Origin of the sequence: Pseudomonas sp. DCB_AW, assembly GCF_026240895.1 — a bacterium.
Classification (GTDB): domain Bacteria; phylum Pseudomonadota; class Gammaproteobacteria; order Pseudomonadales; family Pseudomonadaceae; genus Aquipseudomonas; species Aquipseudomonas kermanshahensis.
The window spans coordinates 18,293-35,535 of sequence record NZ_JAPFCE010000035.1 but is presented as its reverse complement, the minus strand read 5'-3'; the positions used below and the strand labels follow the sequence as shown (position 1 = coordinate 35,535).

The 17,243-nt window shown below is 60.8% G+C and carries 15 protein-coding genes and 1 pseudogene; 9 read left to right on the top strand and 7 right to left on the bottom strand.

Annotated elements, in window-relative coordinates; genetic code table 11:
• The first annotated feature begins 215 nt into the window (after positions 1 to 215).
• Positions 216 to 1,847 carry an ATP-binding cassette domain-containing protein gene (locus tag OO306_RS18370; RefSeq protein ID WP_265969544.1) on the top strand — a complete coding sequence of 544 codons (1,632 nt, stop codon included), beginning with the start codon at positions 216 to 218 and terminating at the stop codon, positions 1,845 to 1,847.
• Positions 1,848 to 2,096: 249 nt separating this feature from the next.
• Here the strand turns inward: OO306_RS18370 and OO306_RS28425 are convergent, their stop codons facing one another.
• Positions 2,097 to 2,444 carry a LuxR C-terminal-related transcriptional regulator gene (locus OO306_RS28425; RefSeq protein ID WP_369124838.1) on the bottom strand — a complete coding sequence of 116 codons (348 nt, stop codon included), beginning with the start codon at positions 2,442 to 2,444 and terminating at the stop codon, positions 2,097 to 2,099.
• Positions 2,445 to 3,459: 1,015 nt separating this feature from the next.
• Positions 3,460 to 3,669 (bottom strand): ATP-dependent helicase C-terminal domain-containing protein, encoded by a 210-nt coding sequence (locus OO306_RS18365; RefSeq protein ID WP_265969554.1) that lies wholly within the window; start codon positions 3,667 to 3,669, stop codon positions 3,460 to 3,462.
• Between OO306_RS18365 and OO306_RS18360 the strand changes: the two are divergent.
• Both OO306_RS18360 and OO306_RS18355 read left to right on the top strand, forming a co-directional pair.
• Positions 3,593 to 3,961, top strand: a pseudogene (locus OO306_RS18360) (hypothetical protein); the annotation flags it as partial. The gene OO306_RS18365 and the pseudogene OO306_RS18360 sit on opposite strands and share 77 nt — an antisense overlap.
• A gap of 142 nt (positions 3,962 to 4,103) precedes the next feature.
• Complete coding sequence (locus OO306_RS18355) at positions 4,104 to 4,538, top strand: hypothetical protein (protein WP_265969543.1); 435 nt, start codon at positions 4,104 to 4,106, stop codon at positions 4,536 to 4,538.
• A 9-nt stretch (positions 4,539 to 4,547) separates the two neighbouring features.
• On the opposite strand, the gene hrpB is transcribed toward OO306_RS18355, so the two are convergent.
• A complete protein-coding gene (gene hrpB / locus OO306_RS18350) occupies positions 4,548 to 7,076 on the bottom strand; it encodes an ATP-dependent helicase HrpB (RefSeq protein ID WP_265969542.1) in 2,529 nt (842 codons plus the stop codon).
• 116 nt (positions 7,077 to 7,192) lie between these two features.
• Between hrpB and OO306_RS18345 the strand changes: the two genes are divergently transcribed.
• The gene (locus OO306_RS18345; protein WP_027592641.1) at positions 7,193 to 7,612 is read left to right on the top strand and encodes a hypothetical protein; all 420 of its coding nucleotides are present in this window, start codon (positions 7,193 to 7,195) and stop codon (positions 7,610 to 7,612) included.
• 24 nt (positions 7,613 to 7,636) lie between these two features.
• Positions 7,637 to 8,506 carry a cation diffusion facilitator family transporter gene (locus tag OO306_RS18340; protein ID WP_265969541.1) on the top strand — a complete coding sequence of 290 codons (870 nt, stop codon included), beginning with the start codon at positions 7,637 to 7,639 and terminating at the stop codon, positions 8,504 to 8,506.
• Positions 8,507 to 8,630: 124 nt separating this feature from the next.
• Here the strand turns inward: OO306_RS18340 and OO306_RS18335 are convergent, their stop codons facing one another.
• Positions 8,631 to 9,482, bottom strand: a complete 852-nt coding sequence (locus OO306_RS18335; RefSeq protein WP_265969540.1) for a DUF6515 family protein — start codon at positions 9,480 to 9,482, stop codon at positions 8,631 to 8,633.
• A gap of 397 nt (positions 9,483 to 9,879) precedes the next feature.
• On the opposite strand from OO306_RS18335, the gene OO306_RS18330 reads away from it, so the two are divergent.
• A complete protein-coding gene (locus OO306_RS18330) occupies positions 9,880 to 10,356 on the top strand; it encodes an Lrp/AsnC family transcriptional regulator (protein WP_003249795.1) in 477 nt (158 codons plus the stop codon).
• A 53-nt stretch (positions 10,357 to 10,409) separates the two neighbouring features.
• Positions 10,410 to 10,613, top strand: a complete 204-nt coding sequence (locus OO306_RS18325; RefSeq protein WP_027592638.1) for a DUF2788 domain-containing protein — start codon at positions 10,410 to 10,412, stop codon at positions 10,611 to 10,613.
• Positions 10,614 to 10,700: 87 nt separating this feature from the next.
• Here OO306_RS18325 and OO306_RS18320 read toward each other — a convergent pair whose 3' ends face one another.
• From OO306_RS18320 to OO306_RS18310, 3 genes are all read right to left on the bottom strand, one after another.
• On the bottom strand, positions 10,701 to 11,336 hold the full coding sequence (locus OO306_RS18320; protein ID WP_265969539.1) for a pseudouridine synthase: 636 nt from the start codon (positions 11,334 to 11,336) through the stop codon (positions 10,701 to 10,703).
• A 6-nt stretch (positions 11,337 to 11,342) separates the two neighbouring features.
• Complete coding sequence (amn, locus tag OO306_RS18315; protein WP_027592636.1) at positions 11,343 to 12,806, bottom strand: AMP nucleosidase; 1,464 nt, start codon at positions 12,804 to 12,806, stop codon at positions 11,343 to 11,345.
• Positions 12,807 to 12,877: 71 nt separating this feature from the next.
• Positions 12,878 to 14,530, bottom strand: coding sequence for an acyl-CoA dehydrogenase family protein (locus tag OO306_RS18310; RefSeq protein ID WP_265969538.1), 1,653 nt, complete (start codon positions 14,528 to 14,530; stop codon positions 12,878 to 12,880).
• Between the two features lie 232 nt (positions 14,531 to 14,762).
• Here OO306_RS18310 and OO306_RS18305 point away from each other — a divergent pair, with 232 nt between their 5' ends.
• Positions 14,763 to 16,169 (top strand): PAAR domain-containing protein, encoded by a 1,407-nt coding sequence (locus tag OO306_RS18305; protein WP_265969537.1) that lies wholly within the window; start codon positions 14,763 to 14,765, stop codon positions 16,167 to 16,169.
• Between the two features lie 390 nt (positions 16,170 to 16,559).
• Complete coding sequence (locus OO306_RS18300; protein ID WP_265969536.1) at positions 16,560 to 17,141, top strand: hypothetical protein; 582 nt, start codon at positions 16,560 to 16,562, stop codon at positions 17,139 to 17,141.
• Positions 17,142 to 17,243 lie beyond the last annotated feature (102 nt).

The window sequence follows — 17,243 nt, the reverse complement described above, 5'->3', positions numbered from 1 at the left end:
AACGTGGCTTGCAATAGCCAATGGCCAACACTGCGATGCCCCCGACGGCTGCATCCCGATCGATGCGGACCAGATCGCAGGCAGCGCCCTTGCAGCGGGCGACACTGTGCTGGTGCCTGTAGCCGATGGCAGCTGGGGCAACCTGCTGCTGGACTCGTTGAGCGTGGGTGCGCTCCTCCTGAGCTGGGTAATCCTGGGTTCGGGAAGAGATCGAGATGAGTAGCGACGACGCCACCTTGATCATCAAGGACCTGACCTTGCGCCTACCAGACGGCAGGCCGCTGTTCTCGGGACTTAACGCAACGTTCTCCAGGCAGTTCACCGGTATCGTCGGGCCCAACGGCAGCGGCAAATCGATATTGGCGCAGATCATGGCGGGTCGCTTGGCCGCGAGCGAAGGCAGCGTCCAATGTGCTGGCAGTGTCGGTTATTTGCCGCAATGGCTCGGGCCAATCAGCGGCACCGTTGCCGATCTGCTGGGGGTACATAGCGCTTTGCAGGCCCTGGCCGAGGTCGAGGCGGGCGCCTACGACCCGGCGCTGTTCGACCTGATCGACGACCGCTGGAACCTGCCGGGCGATATCCACGCATGCCTGACGCGCCTGGGCCTGGCCCACCTTCCACTCGATCGCGCAAGCGAGGCCTTGAGCGGAGGCGAGACTGTACGCCTGATGCTCGCCGGTCTGCGCCTTGGCGGCGCACGGGTATTGATACTCGACGAACCCACCAACCATCTGGATCGCCAGGCACGCGAGCAGTTGAGCAAAGAACTGCGCCAGGGCAAGGAAACCCGCATTGTCATCTCCCACGACCGGGCGCTGCTGGAACATGCCGATCGTATCCTCGAGCTTCGCAGCGACGCTCTGGTTCAATACAGCGGCGGCTACATCAGCTATCGCGAGCAGCGCCAAGCCGAGCAGGACAACGCCCAGGCTGCCCTGGTCAGGGCACGCGCGGCACGCGACAGCGTCGAACAGCAGATCGCCATGGCCCGCCAGCGCGAGGTGCAAAGTGCCAGTCATGGCCGCAAGGTGGCGCGTGCCACCGGTACCCCAGCCATCGTCGCCAATGCGCAGGCAGAGCGCGCCGAACAGCACAGTGGCCATCAGCGCATCCAACAGGCGCGCCTAAGCCAGATTGCACGCGAGCGAGTCGACCAAGCCAATGCGAACGTCGAGCCGGTACGCCCAAGCCAACTGCCTGCACCGACCGGCTTGGTTGCCAATGCAACCCAGGTGGTCACCCTCGAACACTGCGAGCTCCCCTACGGTCCCCCCGAGAGCCGCTTCATCGACCTCACCTTGCACGGCCCGATGCGAGTCGCAGTGATCGGGCCGAACGGCTGCGGAAAATCAACCCTGTTGAAGGTAATCGCCGGACAGCAGGTACCCGCCAGCGGCATCGCCCGGCGTGTATTACGCACTCACCTGATCGACCAGCACGCTCAAACCTTCGACCCCGAGCATAGTATCGAGCAGGTTCTGCGTAATAAACTGGGCACTATCGAGGAGGGCCGCTTTCGCCAGGTCTTCGCCAACGCCGGGCTCGACGCTCGGCAGATGGCTACACCATTCGACCGGCTCAGTGGTGGCGAACGCCTGCGCGCAGCGCTTGCCTGGCTGGCAGGCGGCCCCGAACAGACGCAACTATTGCTGCTCGACGAAGTGAACAATCATCTCGACATCGCGGCCTTGGAAGCAGTCGAGCAGTTACTCGGACAATTCAAGGGCGCGCTTATCGTGAGTGCTCACGACCCTGATTTTCTGCACGCCTTGGAATTGACGCACCAGTTGATCTGGCAACCAACGGGTTGGCGCTACGAGCCGTGGGATGATAACGGGCGGTGAAGGCTTAATTACAATTCCCGAATTTGTAACCCGGAACTTCAAGGCATCGTGAGCAGGGAATTATCCTACACCTGTTCCAGACAGCTTCGCTGTTGCTGAACTTTGCAAGCAAGGCTAATTCCCCCGGATGACAGACTTGGGGCTAGGCCACGACACAAGATTCTGCAACTACTGATACTGGTAGTAGGACGACTACCTCCAGCATAAGTCGCCCAATAGAGGAACCGAACTTAGTAATCGCACTTAGCCCTATATGACATTGATAGCTGCCGCATAAGTAGCCGCCTGTAGCTTTGTATTACAATTCATCTTTTTTGATATCTGTTTCAAGTGATAATTGACGGTATTGCCAGATATCCCCAAGATTACAGCTACATCATTTGTGCACTTCCCATCTGCCGTCCACCGGAGTATTTCAATCTCTCGTTCCGTCAACCCAGACGTACCACACTCAAAGAGATTTAGAGCCACGCAATATCGCCGGACCAAGTCATTTAAATATCTAAGCTTCCATGCGGCTGCCCCCTTCTCGCCCTCTGTCACCGCCGATCCATTCCGCGTGTAAGAGATGGAGTACAATGTACTATCAGCACCCATGGCCGCGTAAGTGATACCGTGCGCTTCTAGCTCGCTTTCCGGGCACCCCCAACGCAAGCTATCGTCAGGGTCTAAGGCTTGAGACCATATCATTACATTAGCTGAAGCAACGCTTCTACTCGCCACCCGCTCAAGCACAGAAAATCGTCCGGCGCCACCTTGATGGAGCGCTGGCTGACCTTCCCCTGTCATTATGTAGAAACTGGGACGCGTAAACGGTACCGGTGACTTTATGAATAGAATGGCCTGCTGGAAGAGACTTCCAGCCGCTTCTAACACAAGGATACGCCCAATATCATTTAGCCCTTGAACTTTATGAAACGCAGCATCGATCTGAGCACACCATTTCACACACTCACATGTCATACGCACCTCGGAAATTCGCGCTGCTCTTTTAATCTTATTGTAAAAATATATGTCTTACGCTTCAGAACCAGCAGACTCGCAGTATAGGTGCAAAAGTCCGAAAGTGCTCTTAATCTGATTCCTCCAAGCCCTGCGATACGACTACCACCAATCAGCATGCTTCACAACTACCAAAATTAGTAGCTGGTCACCTAGAGTGATATCTAATGGCCACTGCCGCAACCCATGAAACATAAAGTATCATTTGGCATTTTCGACCCCAACTAAAATAAAATAGCGTAACAGACCAAAAGCCTACCTCCTGAATACCGAGCACAAATAAGCCACAAGAGCCATGGGGAAGCGCCGGATAAATTTAGAACATAGATGAAGGACTGAAGTATGGATAACGACAGCGATGTCCACTATGAGTTCATGGTCCGGGGGGGCTGTGTCGAAATGGCCAACCACGTGATTAAAAAAACGGAAAGGTGGAATTCAAAAAATTATTAATCAAGTTTAATAACTCACCAACACATGTGCTTCCCTGTTAGATCTTAATTGTCACATCCGAAACAAGATATTCGTACGAACATTGATTCGTGGATGACGGCTCAATCACTGCGAAGACAGATCCGCTACGCCCCCCCGCGACATCCTCATCCCCACATCAGGATTTTTGGGCTTCACTGGAGCTGTCGCCTCGGCCACTAGCGGGCAGGTGCAGCTTGACCTGCTGTCGCCCTTGGGCGATGCGTGGCGTGCCTGCCAGGCCAAACAGCTCCTGCAGGCGCACGGCGTGGATGCAACTGTGGCCGCAACTGGTCCTGCCGATCATAGCGGGCCTGGCGTTGTTCATCTTCCCGGGCGCGTAGGTCACGATCAACCTGGTGTTCGCCGAATACCTGCTGGTACTGCGGGGCCTGCCGGTAGTGCAGGCGATGCGCGAAAGTGCGCGGGTGACCACCAGCAACTTCCTGCGCATCATGATCTGCGTGCTGGCGGTGCTGGCGCCGATCTGGCTGATCGCCGGGTTTCTGCTGATGGCCTTCCCGGTACCGTCCCCCGGCATGGAACTGGCCATGGACAGCCTCAGCGGCTTTTTGCAGCTGTTCAGCACCGTAATGCTGTACCGCCTGTTCATGCTGCTAGAGTCTCCAGCCAGCAGCTGAGAGCAGTGCCGTGAAAAGGTTCACGCTGCCCCTGCCTGCCATGCCTGCCTAACGTGCGTGCTTCCTCAATTGAACACGAGAAAGCACCAAGGACGAAGACATCCAGTCGAGCCACGCCAAGTCGTTCCGCGGCAAATTGTACATGCGGTCGGGCGGCCGTAACATTCCGCTGCGGTTGAGCCGCAACAGCGACAATCCCACCTGGGGCACACCCGAAGAGGACTGGCTGCAAGTTGGAGGACGAGAAGATTCGCCAACTGTGGACTTCCATTTCGACTCCCAGACCGAGGATCGACTGCATTATCACCTCTGCATTCCATGGTATCCGCGCACCAAGAAACTGGGCGTTAGCCGCAACGGCTACCTCGGCTTCTACTGGAACGCCGAGGTGACCGACTTCTGGAAAATCGAACCCTTGCACATGACCGAGGAAGGCCTCGTTTGCTATCTACGTGACCACAGGGGCCATCGGGTTGGCGCCATGCACAATGATCAGCATTACAACGGGGACGGGATTGCATTTCTCAACGTAGATCAGGGCGTGGTCGCCCCTTTCCTGCTCAAGCAGATCGGTTGAGGCAGTAGCTCAGGTACCCCGCGGTTTGGCCCGCGCCGTGGCCTCGGCCACCAGCGGGTCATCCGGCCAATAGTGCTTGGGATACCGGCCCTTGAGGTCCTTCTTCACCTCGGCATAGGTCGTGCGCCAGAAGTTGGCCAGATCTTGGGTCACTTGAACGGGCCGGCGTGCTGGCGATAGCAGGTGCAACTTGACCTGCTGTCGCCCTTGGGCGATGCGTGGCGTGTCTGCCAGGCCAAACAGCTCCTGCAGGCGCACGGCGAGGATGGGCGGGTTTTCACTGTAGTCCAGCCGTATGTGCGAGCCGGACGGCACGGCCAAGTGCGCCGGCGCCCATTCGTCGAGGCGCTGCGGCAAGGGCCATGGCAACAGGTTGCGCAGCATCGACGACAGGTCCAACGCGGCAAAATGGCTCAAACGGGACACTTTGCCCAGGTAGGGTTGCAGCCAGCCTTCCAGGTTCGCCAGCAGGGCTTCGTCGCTTAAATCTGGCCATTCACTTTGCCCGGTCTTGTCCAGGTCCAGCTGACGTAACAACGCCACCCGCGCCTGCCACTGGCGCAACTCGGGTGTCCAGGTCAGCAGGTTCAAGCCTTTACGCCGTACCAGGCCGAGCAGGGCTCTGGCGCGGGCGTCGTCGTCCAGGCCAGGCAACGGCTCGCGGCTGAGCACCAGTTCGCCGACCTTGGTCTGGCGCTCGGCGCGCAGCACCTGCTCGCGGTCGTCCCAGTCGAGGATATCAATACGCTCGACCTGCTCGGCGAGCACGTCGTCCAGCAGTGCGGGGTCGAACTCGGCCGCCAGGTAAATGCGTTCTTCCCGCTGGCCTTGGCGGCTGCCCAGGTCGGCAATCACCAGCCAGGGGCATTTCATCAAGGCATCGACCTCGGCGAACAGGGCCGCGCGGCCATTGGCCAGGCGATACTCGGCACCGCCCTCGCGGCGCTGCTGGGCAACCCGGTCTGGGTAGGCCAGCGCCAACAGTGCACCCAACCAGCGTGGATGATCAGGGTCGGCAACCCCAGCGCCCGCCTTGCCACGCAGCAGCCCACGGTACTGGCGGGCTAGCTGCCGCGCACGCTGCACGCCGCCCTGCCCGCCTCGCGCTGTTTTGCTTTCACCGCTGATCAGCGCCAGCCGGCTGTGCAGGTCGGCGCCACCCCCGCGCTGGATATCACGCTCACCCAACAAGGCCGCGACATCACAGGCCATGGCCGCCAAGCCCAGACCCTGCCCGCGCAGCAGCAAATGGGCGATACGTGGGTGGGCCGGCAGTTCGGCCATGGCCTGGCCGTGCTCGCTGAGGTTGTCGCGGCTGCCCGCCTTGAAGGCACTGAGCCGTGCCAACAGGTCCTGGGCCTGGGAGAACGCCGCCGCGGGCGGCTGGTCCAGCCAGCGCAGTTGATCAGGCGTGACGCCCCATCGGGCCAGTTGCAAGGCTAGGCCGGCGAGGTCGGCCTGGAGGATTTCTGCGCTGCCATGCGCCGCCAACTGGTCATGCTGGGCCTCGGACCACAGCCGGTAGCACACCCCCGGCTCCAGGCGGCCAGCCCGGCCGGCGCGCTGGGTGGCGCTGGCGCGGGAGATACGCTGGGTGTCGAGCCGCGTCATGCCGCTGCCGGGGTCGAAGCGCGGCACCCGTGCCAAGCCGGCATCAACCACCACGCGCACGCCGTCGATGGTCAGGCTGGTTTCGGCGATGTTGGTGGCAAGCACCACTTTGCGCTTGCCGGCAGGGGCTGGGTCGATCGCCGCACGCTGGGCATTGAGGTCGAGCTCGCCGTGCAATGGGCAAAGCAGGATGTCGGAACGTTCGCCCAGCATGTCCTGAAAGCTCTGATGAACGCGGCGGATTTCGGCCTGGCCGGGCAGGAACACCAGCACGCTGCCGGTCTGGTCCGCCAGCGCATGGAGCACGCAATCGACGACCCGCGGCTCGATGAACTCGCCCGGCTGGAACGGCCGACCCCAGCGGATATCCACCGGGTACATGCGGCCTTCGCTGCTGACCACCGGCGCATCGTCGAGCAGCCGCGACAGCCGCTCGCCCTCCAGCGTCGCCGACATCAGCAAGATTTTCAGGGGCGGTTCGTCACGTAGCAGTTCACGCCCATTGAGGCTCAAGGCCAGGGCCAGGTCGGCGTCCAGGCTGCGTTCGTGGAACTCGTCGAAGATCAACAGCCCCACGCCATCCAGCGCAGGGTCTGCCTGCAAGCGGCGTGTGAGGATACCCTCGGTGACCACCTCGATACGGGTCTTCGGCCCGACCTTACTGTCCAGGCGAATGCGGTAGCCCACGGTCTCCCCGACCTTTTCACCCAGCTCGCTGGCCAGCCTTTCGGCCGCCGCGCGGGCGGCCAAGCGGCGTGGTTCGAGCATCACGATGGTTTGCCCGGCCAGCCACGGCGCGTCCAGCAATGCCAAGGGCACACGGGTGGTCTTGCCGGCGCCGGGCGGTGCTTCGAGCACGGCTTCGTCGCGGTTTTCCAGGGCCTGGCGCAAGGCGGGCAAAACAGTATCGATCGGTAATGAAATCATGGTGGTCCTCGAACAGTCGGGCGAGTATAACGGCGAACCCAGCCTGCTCTATCATGGTCTTAGCATCAGGTGCTGGCGCTTCGCTTGCCCTGCTGAATACCTTTTCGGAGATTTACATGCGTATCCCATCCCGTGTCATCGGCGGCGCCCTCATCGTCACCTTGCTGACCCAGCTGACGGCCTGCGGCACGCTGTTCTACCCAGACCGCCGCGGCCAGATCGACGGCAAGATCGACCCCGTGGTCGCCGCCATGGATGCCATTGGCATTCTCTTCTACGTGATCCCCGGGCTGATCGCCTTCGGCATCGATTTTGCCACCGGCGCCATCTACTACCCAGGTGGCCGCACAGCCCAGGTCGCCCCAGAGAAACTGCGCGAAGCGGTAAGCCCGGACGGTAAGGTCGACAACCTCAAGCTGCAGGCCATTCTTGAAAGCGAACTGGGCCAGCGCCTGCCGCTGAACGACCCACGGCTGATCCAGCACCGTGGCAGCGTCGAGCAACTGGCCGCCTACCAGCTGGTACCGGCTGCCTGACCCAGACAAGGACATCGCCCCGGCATGATCACCCCGGCTGAACACCAGCGCCTGCTGCGCCTGGCCACCCGCGCGTCACTGGCGGTGGCCAGCATCCTGGTCGTGAGCAAGGCGCTGGCCTGGTGGCTGAGCGGCTCGGTCAGCCTGTTGGCCGGGTTGACCGATTCGGCACTGGACGCCGTCGCCTCGTTTCTCAACTTGCTCGCAGTGCATTACGCCCTGCGCCCGGCCGATGACGACCATCGGTTTGGCCACGGCAAGGCCGAGGCCTTGGCGGGTATGGCCCAGGCGCTGTTCATCGCAGTCAGCGCGGTGCTGATCGGGGTACAGGCGGTCGAACGCCTGCAAACCCCGCAACCCTTGGGTGACACGGGCGTCGGCATCGCGGTCATGCTGCTTTCACTGGCCTTGACCGTTGCCTTGCTGGCGTTGCAGCACAAGGTCATACGCCTGACCGGCTCCACTGCGGTTCGGGCTGACTCCCTGCACTACCGCTCAGACCTGCTGCTGAACGGCAGCATCTTGCTGGCGTTGCTGCTGACTCAATTTGGCTGGTCGCAACTGGATGCCCTGTTCGGCTTGGGCATTGCCTTCTACATTCTCTGGAGCGCGCTGCAGATCGCGCGGGAGAGCACCGCCATCCTGATGGACAAGGAACTGCCGGGCGATGTGGGCGAGGCGATGTCCGCCTTGGTGCTGGCTATCCCTGACGTGAAGGGGGTGCATGATGTGCGTACACGGGTTTCGGGCAACCAGTGGTTCGTGCAGTTGCACCTGGAGTTGCCGGGCGAGCTGGCGCTGCATGAAGCGCACAGTCTGTGCGTGGCGGCATCGGAGGTGATTCGCCAGCGTTATCCACAGGCGGATGTGATGGTGCACGCCGACCCCGTGTAGGAGCGGCCTTGCGTCGCGAAAGGGGCGCGTAGCGGCCCCAGGTTTGCGGCGTAGCAGAAATCGCTGGGGCCGCGGTGCGGCCCTTTCGCGACGCAAGGCCGCTCCTACAAAGGCCGCTTCAGGCTCAGTTGATGCTGTAACCCCGCCCGCTGAAACAGGCGCCCAGCGCACGCCGGTAGGTATCGGTCACATTCAAAGGGGGTGCATAGGCCGCCGTCGCCGGGTCAAAGCCTGACTGGCTCACCGCCCAACGGTGGCACTGGTAGCGGTCCTGTTCCTGCTGTTCCTGCCCCTGGCCATACATCGGATAAGCCACCACATCATAGCCACCCCCTGCCGGAGCCATTGGCGCAGGCGCGGGTGCAGCCATCGGCGGATTGACCACCACATACTCGCGGCTGTCCGCCAGGTACTGGTAATAGGTATCGGCCACCAGGAAGAACAGCGCCCCACCCAGCCACACCTCACGGGCATACGCCGGCAGGTACTCCACCCGCGCACCATAAGGCGGTGCGACGACGATGTAACTGCCGCCGTGCGGTCGATACCAATAGCCGCCCGAATAGAAGTAGTCGTGCCCGCGGTAAGGCACCTTCCAGTGGCGATCCGGGAAGCGGTCGATGGTCTGCCCTGGGCGATACTGCGGCCCTGGCCCCCAGCCATTGCCATGGCCGTCCGGGCGCCCCTGCCAGTCACCGCCCGGCCGCTGCCCCGGCCCACCGGCTTGCCAATAGCGGTTATCGCCATTGTGCCGGGGGATGTCCTGGTAATAACCCTGGCGCGGGGGCTGGGTCTGGCGTACTTCGTCGCGCGAGTTGAGCGGGGAGCGGCCTGCTGCGCCGCCGTTCGGGTCCTGTGGCCCGTTGCCGCCATGGCCCCCGCCATGCCCCTCATCAGGCCCCTGCGCCACAGCGCCAAGGCTGATGCTCAACGTAACCAAACCAACACCTGCCCACTGCCAGATGCGCGACTTCATGGTGCCCCTCTCGATCAAAATGACTGCAGCCGCCGCCAGTCTACCGCGCCGGCCACACCGGCAACTTAAAATCGCGGACATGAAAAAAGGGAGGCCGTTGGGCCTCCCTTTGGGAATTGTCGTCCGTGCTCGGCACTTGTGGCGCCGGCTCACCTCACGCCGTCTTCTGGACGGTGTGTAGCCCGGGGGCCTGGCGGATCCTGTTGGATGGCTGGGCCGCGACCGCTCGCCTAGAGCGTGTCGCCGTGGACTGATGTCCGGGCAGTGATTCTGTGGATAAAGATACCGGGCAGAGGGCGACAGAGGATTGCGAAGATTGCTCAGATAAATAGCACTTGCGCAATTTTTCACCTTAGATTGATAATTCACCGCAATCTGAACAGAAAAGGCATATTCCATGAGCAAACTTGACCGCTACGACCTGAGCATCCTCGCCGAACTGCAGCGCGATGCGCGCATTTCCAACCAGGAGCTGGCCGAACGCATCGGCTTGTCGCCTTCGCCGTGCTCGCGTCGGGTCAAACAACTTGAGGACGACGGCTACATCTCGCGCCAGGTTGCCCTGCTCGATCGCAAGAAGCTGGGGTTGAGCCTGACCGCCTATGTACTGATCGGCATGGACCGCCACACCCCAGAGCGCTTCGAGACCTTCGAGGCCGCCATCCGCAACTTGCCCCAGGTGCTTGAATGCAGCCTGGTCACCGGTATGGACGCCGACTACCAGCTCAAGGTGGTGGTACCGGACATGGACCACTATCAGAAATTGCTACTCGGCAGCCTGACCCGCATCGAAGGCGTCACCAGCGTGCGTTCGAGCTTCGTGCTGAACCAGGTACTGGCCAGTACCGAGCTTCCATTGACCCACCTGCGTTGAATACTTCATCGCCCGGCGTATGATCGAGCGCTCAGCCTGCCTGGAGAACACTGATGGATCCCGCCGTATTCGAAGAATGGATGATGATCATCCTCGTCACCGTGTTGATCGGTTTCATGGGCTTTATCGTCTGGGACCTGGCGAAAAAGTCCAAGGCCGGGCGGTTCGGCACCCTGATCCTGTTCTTCGTGCTGGGGCTTGGGGTACTGGCCTTTATCATCAAGAGCGTGGTGGTGGCGTTTCTGGAAGGGGTGTAGGCGCAGCCTTGTGCTGCGAAGAGGCCCCTGGCCGCTCGCCAAGATCTAGGTCGAACATACCGGCCCTTTCGCAGCACAAGGCTGCTCCTACCGAGTTAGTTTGGCTGGCACTTCGCGCCAACAGCCTTGGTCCAGCCCGTCCAGCGACCAGTCGCCAATCCGCACCCGCACCAGGCGTAAGGTCGGTAACCCCACCGCCGCCGTCATCCGCCGCACCTGGCGGTTGCGCCCTTCGCGAATCACCAGCTCCAGCCAATGGGTCGGCACGCTCTTGCGAAAACGTACCGGCGGGTTGCGCGGCCACAGTTCAGGTTCATCCAGGCGGCGGGCCTCGGCCGGCAAGGTCGGGCCGTCATTGAGCATCACTCCATCGCGCAGGCGTTGCAGCTGCTCGTCGCTCGGCTCACCTTCCACTTGTACCCAGTAAGTCTTGGCCAGCTTGTGCTTGGGGTCGGCGATGCGCGCCTGCAGGCCGCCATGGTTGGTCAGCAGCAGCAGGCCTTCACTGTCGCGGTCCAGGCGCCCGGCCGGGTAGACGCCCGGGATGTCGATGAAGTCCTTGAGGGTCGCGCGCCCTTCACCATCGCTGAACTGGGTCAGCACGTCGAACGGCTTGTTGAACAGGATCAGGCGTGGCTCGGCCGGCGGCGCCTTGGTCTGGCGACGCGGGTCGGCAGGCCGCGCCTGAGGGCGGCGCGGCTTGGAACGGGGTGGCAGGGGCATGGATCCTCAGCGGAACGGCGGCTCATCGAAGCTGCGCAGTTTACGCGAGTGCAACGAATTGAGCTCGGTACGTAGCAGGTCGAGGGCGGCAATGCCGATCTTCAAATGCTGGCTGACCGCCCGGTTGTAGAACGCGTTGGCCGAGCCTGGCAGCTTGATCTCGCTGTGCAGCGGCTTGTCGGAGACACACAGCAACGTGCCGTACGGCACCCGCAAGCGGTAGCCCTGGGCGGCAATGGTGCCACTCTCCATGTCCACCGCCACTGCACGTGACAGGTTGATCAATGGCCGCTCCTGGGCCCAGCGCAGTTCCCAGTTACGGTCATCGTAGGTCAACACAGTGCCAGTGCGCAGGCGCTTTTTCAGCTGTTCGCCGCGCTCACCGGTCACTTGTGCTGCTGCCTCTTGCAAGGCCATCTGCACCTCGGCCAGGGCCGGGATCGGAATGTTTGGCGGCACCACACGGTCAAGAATGCCGTCGCGCCGCATGTAGGCGTGCGCCAGCACATAGTCACCGATGGTCTGCGACTGACGCAGCCCGCCGCAGTGGCCGATCATCAGCCAGCAGTGCGGGCGCAGCACGGCCAGGTGGTCGGTGATGTTCTTGGCATTGGAAGGGCCGACGCCGATGTTGACCAAGGTCACGCCGTCGCCGTCGGCGGCGATCAGGTGGTAGGCCGGCATCTGGTAACGGTGCCAGACCACGCTGGCCACCAGGGCCTGGGTTTCGCCATGGTCCATGCCTTTTTCGATCACCACGTTGCCCGGCAGCACCATGCGTACGAAACGCGGGTCGTCACGCAGTTGCTCAAGGCCATGGCTGATGAACTGGTCGACATAGCGGTGGTAGTTGGTCAGCAAAATCCACGGCTGTACATGCCGCCAGTCGCTGCCGGTGTAGTGCACCAGGCGACGCAGCGAGAAGTCGACACGCGCGGCATCGAACAGCGCCAGCGGCAGGGTTTCGGTGCTGTCCCAGTCGTACAGGCCATCGGCGATATTGTCGGTGGCTGCCGACAGGTCGGTGCTGGGGAACACCCGCGCCAGCTGGGCGGCGGTGATGCCGCTGCCGGCCAGCTCGTCGCCCTGGTCGACCACGTACGGGTACGGGATGTTCTGCTCGCTCACTCCCACTTCCACCGTCACGGTGTAGTCGTGCATGAGCGGGCGCAGTTGCTCGAGCAGATAGCCACGGAACGCGGCTGGCTGGGTGACGGTGACGCTGTAGGTGCCGGCGACCTGGACCTTGGCGTAGGCACGCGTGGTGGCCGCGACCTCACCCTGGCTGTAATAGGTCAGGCGCAGCGCGGGATAACGGAACAGCCCGCGCTCGTCGGCATCGGGCTCGGTTCGGTCCTTGAGGTAGCGCTTGAGGGCTTGGCTGAGGGCACCGGTGGCCTGTTCATGCAGGGCCGCCAGACGGTCGACGGCCTGTTCTGGGGTATCAACGACTACAAAAGCGTGGCTCACACTGTGCTTCCTGTCTGGACATGCATGTGGACCATCTTGCCTGCCTTCGTGGCTAAATACACCCCCATTGATCAGTCTTGCCAGACCGGCGTGGCCCTTGCCACCAGCGCCTGAACATCCACACCCCGCGGCAGCGCGCCATAGGCCCGACCACCACCGGCCAGGCGGCTGCCGATGAACGCATCGCTGACCACCGCATTACCCGCCTCCAGCAGCAGCTTGGCCTGCAGCGCCAGTGCAATGTCCTCGGTCAGCTGACGGGCGCGGTACTGGATGTCGGTGGTGTCGGCGAACGCCCCCTTGAGGTTGCCAATGTGCGCAGCCAGCCGTGGGTCGCCATGGCCATCACCCAGCTCGGTGAACAACGCGTCCAGCACCCCCGGCTCCTTGGACAACGCCCGCAACACGTCCAGGCACTGCACATTGCCCGAGCCTTCCCAAGTCGAGTTGACCGGTGCTTCGCGGTACAACCGCGGCAGGATGCTGTCTTCGACGTACCCGGCCCCGCCCAGGCATTCGGCGGCCTCGTTGATCATTGCCGGGGCACGCTTGCAGATCCAGTACTTGCCCACCGCTGTGACCAGCCGGGCAAAATGCGCCTGCTGCGGGTCATCGAGCTGCTCCAGGGCCTGCCCCATGCGCAGGCTCAGGGCCAGCGCCGCCTCGCTCTCCAGCGCCAGGTCGGCCAGCACGTTCTGCATCAGCGGCTGCTCGTTCAATACCCGGCCGCCGACCTTGCGGAACGCGCAATGATGGGCGGCCTGGGTGAGGGCCTGGCGCATCAGGGCACTGGAGCCAACCATGCAGTCGAAACGGGTCATGGCGACCATCTCGATAATGGTCGGCACACCGCGCCCTTCTTCACCCACCATCCACGCCAGGGCGCCCCGAAACTCGACTTCACTGGACGCATTGGAGCTGTTGCCCAGCTTGTTTTTCAAGCGCTGGATATAGAACTGGTTGCGGTTGTCATCCGGGCGATGGCGGGGCAACAGGAAGCAGCTCAGGCCTTTTTCGGTCTGGGCCAGGGTAAGAAAGGCATCGCACATCGGCGCCGAGCAAAACCACTTGTGCCCGACCAGTTCATACGCCTGGCCAGGGCCCGGCGCACCGACCGGGTAGGCCCGCGTGGTATTGGCACGCACGTCGGTGCCGCCCTGCTTCTCGGTCATGGCCATGCCCAGGGTAACCCCGGCCTTGTGCCGGTCCCCGACGTTGCGCGGGTCATATTCGCAGGCCAGGATTTTCGGCAGCCAGTATTCGGCCAGTTCGGGCTGAAGGCGCAGCGCCGGCACGGCGGCGAAAGTCATGGTCAGCGGGCAGCCAGTGCCAGCTTCGGCCTGGCTGTGCAGGTAGGTCATCGACGCGCGCGCCACATGCGCACCGGCACGGGGTTCTGCCCATGGCAGAGAAGGCAGACCGTGCTCGACGGCAGTGCGCATCAGCTCGTGGTAGGCCGGGTGGAACTCGACCAAGTCAATACGATGGCCATAACGGTCGTGGCTGCTGAATTCGGGCTTGTGCGCGTTGGCCAAGAAGCCCGCAGCCATCAGCGGCCCACCGGCCAAGGCACCGTAAGCATCGATCCGCGACTCGGCCCAGCCAGCGCCAAAACGCCGCGACCACTCCTGCAAGGGTTGGTCAAGGCGGTACAGGTTGGCGCCGTCGAGGGACGGCGGCTGGTTGGTGACTTCGTGGGTTTCAGCGTACTGGTGCAGGTTCATTGGCAGCTCCTGGATCCGTGCAGGCCTGAAAGTCCCAGTGAAGCACTCCCTGGGGGTCAGTCAAAGTGACAAAAATGACTAATCGGGATGGCATTTGGCTGCGGCGGTGATTATCGGACGACATCCAAATCTGCATTTCGTGTAGGAGGTTTCCTAAACCATTCTTCCAGTGAAATGTGCCGTTTCCAGAGTGCTAGGTTCGGGCTTCCACCCTTTCAGGAAGCGTCGAACCATGAGCCAGCGTATGAACATCCTTGGCAAAGGCCAGGGACTCGACGGCGACCAGACCACCACAGGTGCCATCTGCATCGCCGGCCAGGCACGTGGGCGTGTACACGGGAGCGGCTGGCTGCTGGTGGGCGACAAAACAACACCCTGCCCACTCTGCGGTAACGAAGGGACCATCGTTGAAGGCGAAAGTCGATGGAAGCAGGACGGGATACCGACCGCCGTGGATGGCGCACTGGTCCAGTGCGGCTGCCCCATAGGCAGCAATCGCTTGATTGCGCGGGCACCCAATGGGCCCACCCCGCGCAGAGCGCCCGCACCTGCGACCGTCTATGAGGCTCCGCCACAGGCCCAAACGAGTAACCCGACATGCAGTAGCTACCGACCTGAGGGGTTTCAGCCCTCGCCCGCTACGCAAGCCATGGAACCTGGCTTTTATATCCTCCCGCGCTGCATGACCTACCAGGAAGTCCTGGCAGAACTCGGCGCGCCGCAGGCCAACTTGCCGCGTTCAATCCTGGAACGGCTGAACCCGACGTATCAGAGTGGGTTCAAGGCAGGCGAAATCTTTGTCATCGGCGACGGCCAGAGGCGCCCGGTGTGCACCCGTGAAGAGCTACAGGCGATGAGTGCGGCGAAGCAGGCACGGGAAGCGTTGGCGAGCCTGACACCTGAAGAAGCCGAATTCATGATGCGTCATCAGGCCGAGATTGCCGGGCTGCTCAGTGATGTGAGCCTGGCGATGGGTGTGAGCGAGGCGATGGTTGCCAAGTCGATGGATGAACTCAGCACCATTTTGCAAAAAATCGAACATCTTCATAAAGACCAATTCATCAAGCACGGGCATCTTCGGCACCCTGAGTTCTTTGCAGAACGTCAAAAGCTGTTTACGCAATTGAGTGCGAACTTGAAAGCGACCGTTCTGAACAAACGCCTCAACCTCGGAAACTATCAAAGTCTGCGGCGGGACTTGGGAATCTCATCGAGAAGCTTGGTGCACCACTGGAGCAAGGCGGGAGGACCTACACAGATCCCTGGCTACGCGACACATTTGGATAAGCTGGCCAAGATGGCCAAATATCTTAAAGCCGGAGGATATATTGGCATTGCTATTGGCAGTGGCGGATCTGCTTTAAAAATTTCTGAGGTGTGCAAAGAGGGCAACACAAATGCCTGTAAAAAAGTCAACGTTACTGAGGCAAGTAATTTCTCCGGTGGTTTAGCTGGTGGCTGGCTGGCAGGAAAACTTGCGGCCAGAATCTCTGCGAAGGTTTGCTGGAGATTCGGACCTTATGCCGCAGCATGCGGAATAGTGATCACTGGTGGAGGCGCTTTGGCCGGCAGCATCGGTGGTATGGAAGGGGGTGAGGAGTTCGGCGAATTAGTCTTCGAGGTCTTTGGAGATGATTGATCACCTTGACGTAAAACTAAGGCTATTTTTGTTAGGCACTCCAATCTGCCTCGCCTTGATCGGGCTTGCATCTGACCTTCACATCGCTTGCTCTCGCCAATATAAAGAAATGACCTCAGCACTCCAACGGAGCGCGTGTCTTCCATTTGCGACCGGCATGTGGGGAGAGAAAAAAATAGGTTCCAGAATTCTAGTTATTTCTGTAATCGCTGGCGCCATTGGATCCCCCGCTTCGAGCATTCGCAGCGGGCTATTGAATGAGCAAGATCACTTACAATTCCCTAGGTATTTGAGAAGAAAAATACTTATTGCATCTTCGTTAAACACTATTGGAGTTGTCTGGGTAGCGGCATATTACCTAATGAAGCTGATAAAATGAGAGAACACCAAATGAGCTCCGACCAGAAGCACCCTCACGAGTCGCCCCAAAAAACACAGCTCTATGTCATCTCCATATCAAAGCTCATGATCATGGGATCTTTATCAATGGGCCTGTACCTTTACTACTGGCACTATCGACACTGGTTACTCATTAGAGGTCAGCATGGCCTCAGACTCATCCCGCTGCTTTGTACAATTTTCGGCGCTGTAACAATCTACTTTCTAATGAAAAAAATCGTCGCGCGCTGCACTCAAGCGAACCGGCCTGTAGAAGGTAGTGCGGTCGGTGTCACTCTGATGTTTTACGCACCCATCCTGATGATAGTGGGCTGGGAATTCTATATATCCGAAAAGTTATTCGATAGCCTGCCACTCTCAGCTTTCACCCTAATCCCGATTATGCTCACACTCCTCTACAGCACCTTTTTCTCGGTGGCAATGGTACAAATACAGCAATCAGTCAATGTTTGTGAGGGTGATGCGTGTGGGTTTGAAAATTCAAAAATAACTTGGGCAAATGTTCTATGGCTGATTGTCTGCTGGATGCCCATTACCGCTCTTTTTGGCTATTTGTCGGCTTACGCACCATGAATGCAGTAACCCGCGCTGCCTAGCCTTGGCTGAGGCGTATCATCCAGCAACGCCTTGGCCATGGCTCCTGCGCAGATGCGTAGCAAGAGGCTGGAGTTGTTG

Bases quoted from the DNA above. Each gene is read 5' to 3' on its own strand.
- OO306_RS18310 (WP_265969538.1), bottom strand. From the start codon at position 14,530: ATGAACCTGCACCAGTACGCTGAAACCCACGAAGTCACCAACCAGCCG.
- OO306_RS18325 (WP_027592638.1), top strand. From the start codon at position 10,410: ATGGATCCCGCCGTATTCGAAGAATGGATGATGATCATCCTCGTCACC.
- OO306_RS18305 (WP_265969537.1), top strand. From the start codon at position 14,763: ATGAGCCAGCGTATGAACATCCTTGGCAAAGGCCAGGGACTCGACGGC.
- OO306_RS18345 (WP_027592641.1), top strand. From the start codon at position 7,193: ATGCGTATCCCATCCCGTGTCATCGGCGGCGCCCTCATCGTCACCTTG.
- OO306_RS18335 (WP_265969540.1), bottom strand. From the start codon at position 9,482: ATGAAGTCGCGCATCTGGCAGTGGGCAGGTGTTGGTTTGGTTACGTTG.
- OO306_RS18320 (WP_265969539.1), bottom strand. From the start codon at position 11,336: ATGCCCCTGCCACCCCGTTCCAAGCCGCGCCGCCCTCAGGCGCGGCCT.
- OO306_RS18330 (WP_003249795.1), top strand. From the start codon at position 9,880: ATGAGCAAACTTGACCGCTACGACCTGAGCATCCTCGCCGAACTGCAG.
- OO306_RS18355 (WP_265969543.1), top strand. From the start codon at position 4,104: ATGCGGTCGGGCGGCCGTAACATTCCGCTGCGGTTGAGCCGCAACAGC.
- OO306_RS18370 (WP_265969544.1), top strand. From the start codon at position 216: ATGAGTAGCGACGACGCCACCTTGATCATCAAGGACCTGACCTTGCGC.
- hrpB (WP_265969542.1), bottom strand. From the start codon at position 7,076: ATGATTTCATTACCGATCGATACTGTTTTGCCCGCCTTGCGCCAGGCC.
- OO306_RS18340 (WP_265969541.1), top strand. From the start codon at position 7,637: ATGATCACCCCGGCTGAACACCAGCGCCTGCTGCGCCTGGCCACCCGC.
- OO306_RS28425 (WP_369124838.1), bottom strand. From the start codon at position 2,444: ATGGGTGCTGATAGTACATTGTACTCCATCTCTTACACGCGGAATGGA.
- OO306_RS18300 (WP_265969536.1), top strand. From the start codon at position 16,560: ATGAGCTCCGACCAGAAGCACCCTCACGAGTCGCCCCAAAAAACACAG.